The organism is Planktothrix sp. FACHB-1355, from assembly GCF_014748295.1.
Taxonomy (GTDB): Bacteria; Cyanobacteriota; Cyanobacteriia; order Cyanobacteriales; family Aerosakkonemataceae; genus Aerosakkonema; species Aerosakkonema funiforme_A.
In genome coordinates, this window is record NZ_JACJUP010000193.1 from 1 (window position 1) to 7,997 (window position 7,997).

The 7,997-nt window shown below is 45.4% G+C and carries 6 protein-coding genes and 1 pseudogene; 4 read left to right on the forward strand and 3 right to left on the reverse strand.

Annotation, left to right across the window (positions count from 1 at the left end):
• A pseudogene (locus tag H6S82_RS10980) lies at positions 1 to 603 on the forward strand (hypothetical protein); the annotation flags it as partial.
• A gap of 151 nt (positions 604 to 754) precedes the next feature.
• Here H6S82_RS10980 and gmk read toward each other — a convergent pair.
• Positions 755 to 1,312: a guanylate kinase gene (gmk, locus tag H6S82_RS10985; RefSeq protein ID WP_190471040.1), complete on the reverse strand. Its 558-nt coding sequence runs from the start codon at positions 1,310 to 1,312 to the stop codon at positions 755 to 757.
• Positions 1,313 to 1,396: 84 nt separating this feature from the next.
• Positions 1,397 to 1,663, reverse strand: a complete 267-nt coding sequence (locus H6S82_RS10990; RefSeq protein WP_190470974.1) for a DUF370 domain-containing protein — start codon at positions 1,661 to 1,663, stop codon at positions 1,397 to 1,399.
• A gap of 440 nt (positions 1,664 to 2,103) precedes the next feature.
• Here H6S82_RS10990 and H6S82_RS10995 point away from each other — a divergent pair, with 440 nt between their 5' ends.
• Together H6S82_RS10995 and H6S82_RS11000 are read left to right on the forward strand one after the other, a co-directional pair.
• Positions 2,104 to 2,871, forward strand: coding sequence for a choice-of-anchor W domain-containing protein (locus tag H6S82_RS10995; RefSeq protein WP_190470977.1), 768 nt, complete (start codon positions 2,104 to 2,106; stop codon positions 2,869 to 2,871).
• 112 nt (positions 2,872 to 2,983) lie between these two features.
• Positions 2,984 to 4,801, forward strand: coding sequence for an NFACT RNA binding domain-containing protein (locus H6S82_RS11000; RefSeq protein ID WP_190470980.1), 1,818 nt, complete (start codon positions 2,984 to 2,986; stop codon positions 4,799 to 4,801).
• A gap of 377 nt (positions 4,802 to 5,178) precedes the next feature.
• On the opposite strand, the gene H6S82_RS11005 is transcribed toward H6S82_RS11000, so the two are convergent.
• The gene (locus tag H6S82_RS11005) at positions 5,179 to 6,891 is read right to left on the reverse strand and encodes an iron uptake porin (RefSeq protein WP_322111977.1); all 1,713 of its coding nucleotides are present in this window, start codon (positions 6,889 to 6,891) and stop codon (positions 5,179 to 5,181) included.
• A 337-nt stretch (positions 6,892 to 7,228) separates the two neighbouring features.
• Between H6S82_RS11005 and H6S82_RS11010 the strand changes: the two genes are divergently transcribed.
• The coding region (locus H6S82_RS11010; RefSeq protein WP_347339485.1) for a zinc ABC transporter substrate-binding protein at positions 7,229 to 7,997 on the forward strand (769 nt) is incomplete at its 3' end.

Below are 7,997 nucleotides of genomic sequence, written 5' to 3' on the forward strand. Positions count from 1 at the left end.
CAGCAACAGTGTAACCTAATTTTTGATAATATTAGCGAGCTTTTAGAAGAACACTTTAACCGTTGTTCGGATTTGGAAAAAGAAGTAATGTATTGGTTGGCAATTAATCGAGAACCAATGAGCATAGTAGAACTGCAATCAGATATTTTATCTCTGGAATCAAAGCAAAAGTTACCCGATCATCTGATTTCTTTGGAAAGGCGATCGCTCATAGAAAACAACTCAGCAACTTACACTCTTATATCAGAAGTTAAAGATTATGTAAATAATCGTTTAATTATGCTTATTTATCACGAGATAACTTTTAATAAAAAAGACCTGATACATCGCCTTTGCCTGTGGAAATATCCAACGGTAGAAAATATTAATTCAGAAGAGATAAATTTCATATTAAAGCCAATCGTCGAAAAACTGTGGCAACATTTTGGAGGTCAAGCTAATCTAGAAAAAAGACTGAACGAGATTTTATTAGAAATGCGATCGCGAGTTTCCAATCTGCAAGGATATGGAGAAATAAATATTATTAATTTACAAAAAGTAGCTGCAATCGAGCCCAAAAATACCGCAAAAAAACCGCAGGCAAGCATTGATGAATGCCGATGAAATTATCTGCGTTCATCAATGCTTGCCTGCCGCAACACCTCCGCTACCAAACTGTTTTCTTAAAGGTAAATGCGTGGTATTAGCCATCGACCGATCGAAAATCCGGTTGGGAGGATGTGTGAGTAACTCCTATGCGGTTTTAAATTTGAACTTAGCATCGAGCAAAAAGCGCTGCTTCGAGGTTTTTGAGAGCTGTTTCCAAATCGTCATTGACAATTTGGATATCGAATTCATTAGCAGCTTCAATTTCCTCTTTAGCGCGGCGGAGGCGACGAGTAATGGAATCTTCGGAATCTTGACCTCGACCGCGAATGCGATGCTCTAGTTCGCATAGGGAAGGTGGCAAGATAAATAGACGCAAGGCGGTAGGAAACGTCTGTCGAATTTGTCTTGCTCCTTCTAACTCAATTTCTAATATCACGCACTTGCCTTGAGAGATAAGCTTTTCTACGGGTCGGCGGGGCGTACCGTAGTAGTTGCCGGCAAATTGAGCCCATTCCAGCAGCTCGCCATGCTTCACCATTTCCTCGAACTCTTCGATACTGACGAAGTAATAATGCTGTCCGTCTATTTCCCCTGGACGGGGAAGACGGGTAGTTACGGATACGGAAAGTTCGAGTTCGGGATGGTGTTTGAGGAGCGATCGCAGCAATGTACCCTTGCCGACTCCACTTGGCCCCGTAAAAACGATCAGTCTGCCTGTCTGCATATTAACCATTTGAGATTTGAGATTTTAGATTTTAGATTGGTTTTTAGTCCAAAATCCCAAATCTAAAATCCAAAATGGACAGGTTTAATGTTCGCTAGCAGCACCATCTTTACTGATCACGAAGCGATTGGCGACCGTTTCCGGCTGAATCGCTGAGAGAATAACGTGGCTAGAATCAGTAATGATGACAGCCCTAGTGCGACGCCCGTAAGTTGCGTCAACTAGCTGGCCCCTATCCCTCGCGTCAGTGATGATACGCTTAATAGGGGCAGACTCCGGGCTGACAATGGCAACGACCCGGCTTGCAGAAACGATATTGCCAAAACCAATGTTGATTAGCTGAATATCCATGACAAATTGACCGCCTACCGATATGAGGAGCTAGTAATATAATTTCAATGGTAATTCCAAAAATTTGGACTTACAAGCCTAAAAAAGACGATTGCTCTTGTTTTTAGCTTATATTTATTGTTTTTCACCTTTTTCCGAATTTGACATCAATCAAAAGATATATAACTGAAGGGCTACTAAAAGGCCACACTGACCCGAAGCGGGTACAGTGTGGGTAGTTTACTCTTACCTGAAACTTTAACGAACACAATCACAATATAAAGATTGTGTAAAATCAACTACTCCTTATGGACAGTACAGTTATGCCCACTTTAGTCTGAAAGAACAGGGAGCGAGAGGTCTGAGTTCGGTATGTCAATCTACTAAGGGATGCGTCTTACTTAACCTGGATTCAGTAAACCTCAGACAAACAGCACAAGGGAAACTAGGGAGGAAAAACGATGATCCGCATACACCACACATTATTCGCACTGGCAGCCGCAGGGGTGGGAATGTTCTCGATACCCGCAGTAGCGAACGCCTTCTCGCTAGTGGATAGAACCGGTTTTACCGATACTCAGTTTAACGATCTCATCAAGACGGGAAAATTTACAGAATTGTTCGTTGCTGAAAGCCGTATTGGTAACAACAGTACGAGTACCGCCGAGCGTGAATTAGGTATAAATACAGCTATCATACCTGACCCTAACAATCCCAATCAACTGGTGGGTGGTTTGCCTGTTGTTTCTGGCGAACGTGCTTGGACAAGTGGCGCTCTAGTGGATTTCGTTTTGGAATATACGGGAAGCTTGGTTAAGTATACTGTTGGCGGTCAGCTGCTCAGCAGTACTGCTTTTAGTGGCCCTGTAACTGACATTTTCCTCCGCACCCGTGCTGCTGGAGACGTCTCGAAGGGAATAAATGGTAGCACAATGGGGTTGAGCGACCTGGTTTTTGAAGAAGTGGGAATTGGCAGTTTGTCTTCTTCCGTTACAGGCACCGGCTCTGATGTAGATTATCTCCAGATCGCCAATATATCTGCGCCCTTCAAGCTGACCGGTAAGTCTATGATGAGCTGGATTGGCAACAACCCCAAAAATTCTCAACTCGCTTATCAAATCAAAGTTGGTAATACAGAGTCTCAAAGTATACCTGAGCCTGCTACTGTGGGTGCGCTGTTGCTGACTGGTGCGCTGGCTTTGGGTAGCAGAAAACAGCAAAAAGCTTGAAGAGGGGATGGAAAGTTAAAAGTAAAAAGTCAAAAGAAAAAATAGAAACCGGGTTTATTTGCCCAAGTCTTATAAACTAAGGATTGGGGAATAAATCAAAAAAGTTTCGATCGTGCAACCTGTTGATTTCACAACTCTGACGGCTGCTAGCAGCGATTTGAGAGCCAACTGGCTACCATCGCGCATCGAACAAGTTTATCAGCGCGATCGCTACACCATTGCCCTAGCTTTGCGAACTCTCAAGGGACGCGGTTGGCTGACTGTTTCTTGGCATCCCCAAGCAGCACGCCTCTGCATTGGCAATCCGCCGCCCAGAACGCCGGATACGTTTACGTTCAGTCAGCAGTTACGGCATCAATTAGGGGGTTTGGCACTGATAGCAATTGAACAGATTGCCCCTTGGGAGAGGGTTTTAGACTTCCAGTTTGGTAGGCGTCCCGGAGAACCTCCTCTCTGGCATCTCTACTTAGAAATCATGGGCAAATACAGTAATGTCATTCTCGCTGATGCTGACAATTTAATTATTACTGCCGCTCATCAAGTCAGTCCACAACAATCGAGCGTCCGTCCGATCCTGACCGGACAACCCTACGAGATTCCACCAGTTCTCACCGATCCTATACCCAGTTCGATCGAATCTCAACAGCGCTGGCAGGAACGAGTGAGTCTGGTACCTGGGAAAATCGGGCGCTCTCTGCTGAAAAATTATCGGGGTTTAAGTTCTTCTTTGGTACAGTCGATGGTAGCAGCCGCAGGACTGGAAGCCGATCGATCTACGGAAACTTTAACTCCATCCGATTGGCAGGGTTTGTTTGTTAAATGGCAAGAATGGTTGCGAGTATTAGAAGAGTCTAAATTTCAATTTGGTTGGATAGGGAAAGACCTAACGGATCGACCCCTTTCCCTGCAAGGTAAGGAGTCGGGACAGAAATCGGATTCGATTCGATATGAAGGATACACGGTACTGGGTTGGGGTGCGATCGAACCAGCTAAAGATATCCATACTTTGCTCGAGCGCTACTATACCGAAGAACTCGATCGACAAGAATTCTCTCAGCTACGCCATCAACTCAGTCAGAAACTCAACAGTATTTTAGGAAAATTGCGCGTTAAGGGTCAGACCTTTGCGGAACGCTTGCAGCAGTCTGACGGAGCGGATTTGTACCGACAGCAAGCAGATTTGCTCATGGCGCATCTCCAGGAATGGGAACCTGGCTTAAAATCGATTACCTTGCCTGACTTTAACACCGAAAATCCCGTTACTATTCCACTTGACCCAGAAAAGAATGCCGTCCAAAACGCTCAAGCACTGTATAAGCGTCATCAAAAACTCAAACGCGCTCGTGCTGCGGTTGAGCCGCTGCTAGCGGAAGTGAAAGCGGAAATTGATTATTTAGAGCAGGTAGAAGCAACTGTATCTCAACTGGAGATATACACAACTTCGGAAGATTTACAAGCCCTGGCAGAAATACGGGAAGAATTGATTCAACAGCGATATCTTGAAGAATTAGAATACAGCCGCGCTAACAAAAACGACGAGGAATCTCATCCGTACCGTTTCCGTACTCCCAGCGGGTTTGAGTTATTGATCGGTCGCAATAACCGCCAGAATGATCGGCTGACGTTTCGGGTTGCTGGCGATTACGATTTGTGGTTCCACACGCAAGAGATTCCTGGAAGCCACGTACTCTTGCGCCTGGAGCCAGGGGCTGTACCCGATGAAGCGGATTTACAGTTTACTGCCGATCTTGCTGCTTACTACAGCCGTTCTCGACAAAGCGATAGGGTTCCAGTAGTTTATACCGAACCCAAGTACGTCTACAAACCTAAAGGAGCAAAGCCTGGAGTGGCTATTTACAAGCAAGAACGGGTTATTTGGGGTTGTCCTCCGCAGGCTATTAAGTATATCACGCAAAGTGACCAAAATTAAAAACTGACTTACGTGTTTTAACGGTGGATTTGGTACATAACAGCGTAGACTATAGAAATGGAGGTATATGGGAAGTACCTCTGTCTAAGGAAATAAATATGCAAGGTAAACTTTTGTAAATTTGTTTCTCATGTTACAATAAGTTTACAGAGCTTTACCGACTGTGAACTTGGGAACGCACAGTTGGAATTTCCTCGAATTGAAGCGACAACACAACGTTTTTAATTTGTCAAGCCAGTCTTTGAGGAGGCTGGTTTTTTGTATTTAATATTAAAAATTTGTATAGAATCTTTACAAATCTGTTAGCGATCGCTGGGGCTAGAAACCGGGTTTCTTTAAGAAACCCGGTTTCTTTGCCAAAGACTATTGGCTGATGCCTAGAAACTAAATGTCGTTCGGATTGTACCGATGATGACATCTTCGTTGTTAGCGTTGTGGTCGGGTGCTGTCAGCCAGATTACTCCGGGAGTAATGGAGATATTATCGCTGACTTGAATTTGGTAAAATCCTTCGATGTGATAGGAGGCATCGTCATCATCGCCACCTAAACCAGCGTTAAACAAATCGTTGGATAAAGCACTACTCGCATCAGCGATCGGCTCAATGCCAACAATAATACCTCCCATGTTCCCTTTTTTACCCAGATCTGGAAAACCAAGGGTAACCGCACCGTTAAAGATATCAAGACTGCCACGGTTGATTTGTCCGCCCAGGGTAGAAAGAGTGCGAGTATTGCTGTAGCCAGCCCATCCACCCAGGACAAAATTACGAGCTAGTTGCCAAGAAAATTCTACACCGTAGGAATTGCTGGAAATGGGCAAATCGTTGTCGCCGGCAAGTGGCTGATTAGCCGCCAAATACGATCGCAAATTCGCAACTCGGCTGCCTGTTCCCATGTCTCTGTTGTAAGAGTGTACGTAGGTCAAACCGAATTTTAAACCACCAGTCTTAAACACCGCTTGTGCCAGCGCCCCGTAAGGCCCACCAAACAAACCGTTCCCATCACTAGGGTTGTTGACTGAGGTGCCTTGATAGCCCAAACTGATTTCGATGTTATCGTTGAGTTCGTGCCTGAGTCCTATGCCGGCACCATCAGCGAGATAATAAATACCGTGGCGGGTGCCGAAACGAGACAACGCACCGCTACCGCCATCTCCATCTAGCACGTTCAGAGTATCGGCAAAGCTATCCGACCCGGTAGCATTTGCGCCAATCACGACCTCAGTACGTTTGCCTATGGGGAAAGTGTAGGATAACTCATCCAGGACGATATTATTATTACCCGATTCCTCAAAAGGGCCACCAGCAAAGGATAGGTCTCCTTCCGGCGTCAAAGTAGAAGTTGCGGAGAATGCACCCAGGTTTCCTGCTTGCAATCGCGTTCTCAACCTATCTCTGCCGCTAAAGCTGGTTTCAAAGTTGAGACGAACTCTGTCACCAAATATAGGTTGATTGTCGATGTCGCCGCCAAAGGCATTATCCCCTTTCGCAATACCTGCCACCGCAAAAATTGCTTCTCCAGCCAGTTTGGTAGTGGTAGAAAACTGTTGCGCTTCCAGTCTGGCGGTGCGTGCTTCCAGTGCGTCTACGCGACCCCGCAGGGTGGTAAGTTCAGCCCGAAATTCTTCTTGCAGACGGCGGATTCTTTCTAAATCCTCTGCGCTGATGTCCGGACGTATTGTACCGATTAGTTCTTGAATCCGATTCAAGCAGGAGTTTAACCCGGCAGCGAATTCGTAGCGGGTCATGGCCCGGTTGCCCCGATAAGTGCGATCGGGATATCCTTCAATACATCCGTAGCGCTCTACCAGAGATTGCAAAGCTTGGAATGCCCAGTCTGTCGGTTGCACGTCACGCAGTTGGGAAACGGAAGTTACTTGAGAGAGAGAGTTTTGCGGTTTTTGGTTGTTGTAGCGGTTGATTTGCTCTAGGATACTTGACGCATCAGACTGCACTTCTGGTGTCGCCGATACTTCTTCGGCTTGGGACGCTGGCATCCCCACTAATGCGATCGCTAATGTTGCGCCCAATATGGCTGGGCTAATTAGCACATAATTACACAAAATTTTCAACATATCGAAATTTTTCACCTCACACCACTTTCAGATTAGCAGGATCGACCCTTTGTAAACTCTCATTAAGCCCATCCTATCTTCTGTGCAGAGATTTAAAAGGTTTTTTTATGGGTTTTTTCTAGTTTACAAAGACAGTAATTGGGCAAATCAAATGTTTTATCGCCCAAATTAGTATATATAGACTAAATATAGCCTATATACCCTGTTTTTATGACATTTACATTCCTTAAGCCCAGAAAAAGCAAATTTGTACAAGAATGAGTTTTATTCTCGCGTCTAAGTTAGAATTAGATCGGTTCTCATTTTGTACTCGCCAGGATCGCTTCTGGCTTTCCCTTTCAGCACAAAAACCGTGATTTGCCCTAAATTGCAAGGATTGCTAGTAGCCTTGTTGTTGCCAATGTTAGCAACTGCTGGCTGCAACCAATCTAATTCAACCGTTACCCCTGCCCGACAAGGAGAGGAGAATAAAGTTTCGCCCCCCGCCCTTGTAGGGACGGGTGCTGGAGAAGTAGGTTTGTCCGATCGCAACAGTCTGACAAGCGGGTCTTCCTCTCAGTCGCGACCGATCGAAGTTGTGACGACGTTTTTGCCGATGTATTGGTTTACCAAAGCGGTAGCAGGTAATTTAGTTCGGGTAGAAGTTTTGCTGCCTCCGGGTACTGAGGTGCATGAGTATCAGGCAACACCAAAAGATGTACAGGCGATCGCGCAAGCAGATGTGCTGGTGAAAAATGGCTTGGGCTTGGAAGAATTTCTGGAAAATACAATAAAAAATGCCCGAAATACCCAATTAAAACAGATTGAAGCCAGTAGGGGCATTAAACCTTTACAAGAAATTTCCCCAGTCGTTGAAGTAGCCGACAAAGCCGATCGAGACCACAAACACGAACACGAACACTCTGCTGGCAATCCGCACGTTTGGCTCGATCCCATATTAGCGATCGAACAGGTGGAAAATATTCGCGACGGTTTAATTGCCGCCGACCCTGGAAACAAAGTCACCTATCAGGCAAATGCTGCCGCTTACATTCAGCAATTACAAGCACTCGATCGCGAATTTCAACAGCGTTTGCAGCAATATCCCAACTGCACTTTTGTTACTTTCCACGACGCTTATC

What these genes read in the sequence shown, in the direction of transcription:
- gmk (WP_190471040.1), bottom strand. Translation starts at nt 1,312, where the DNA reads ATGCAGACAGGCAGACTGATCGTTTTTACGGGGCCAAGTGGAGTCGGC.
- H6S82_RS10990 (WP_190470974.1), bottom strand. Translation starts at nt 1,663, where the DNA reads ATGGATATTCAGCTAATCAACATTGGTTTTGGCAATATCGTTTCTGCA.
- H6S82_RS10995 (WP_190470977.1), top strand. Translation starts at nt 2,104, where the DNA reads ATGATCCGCATACACCACACATTATTCGCACTGGCAGCCGCAGGGGTG.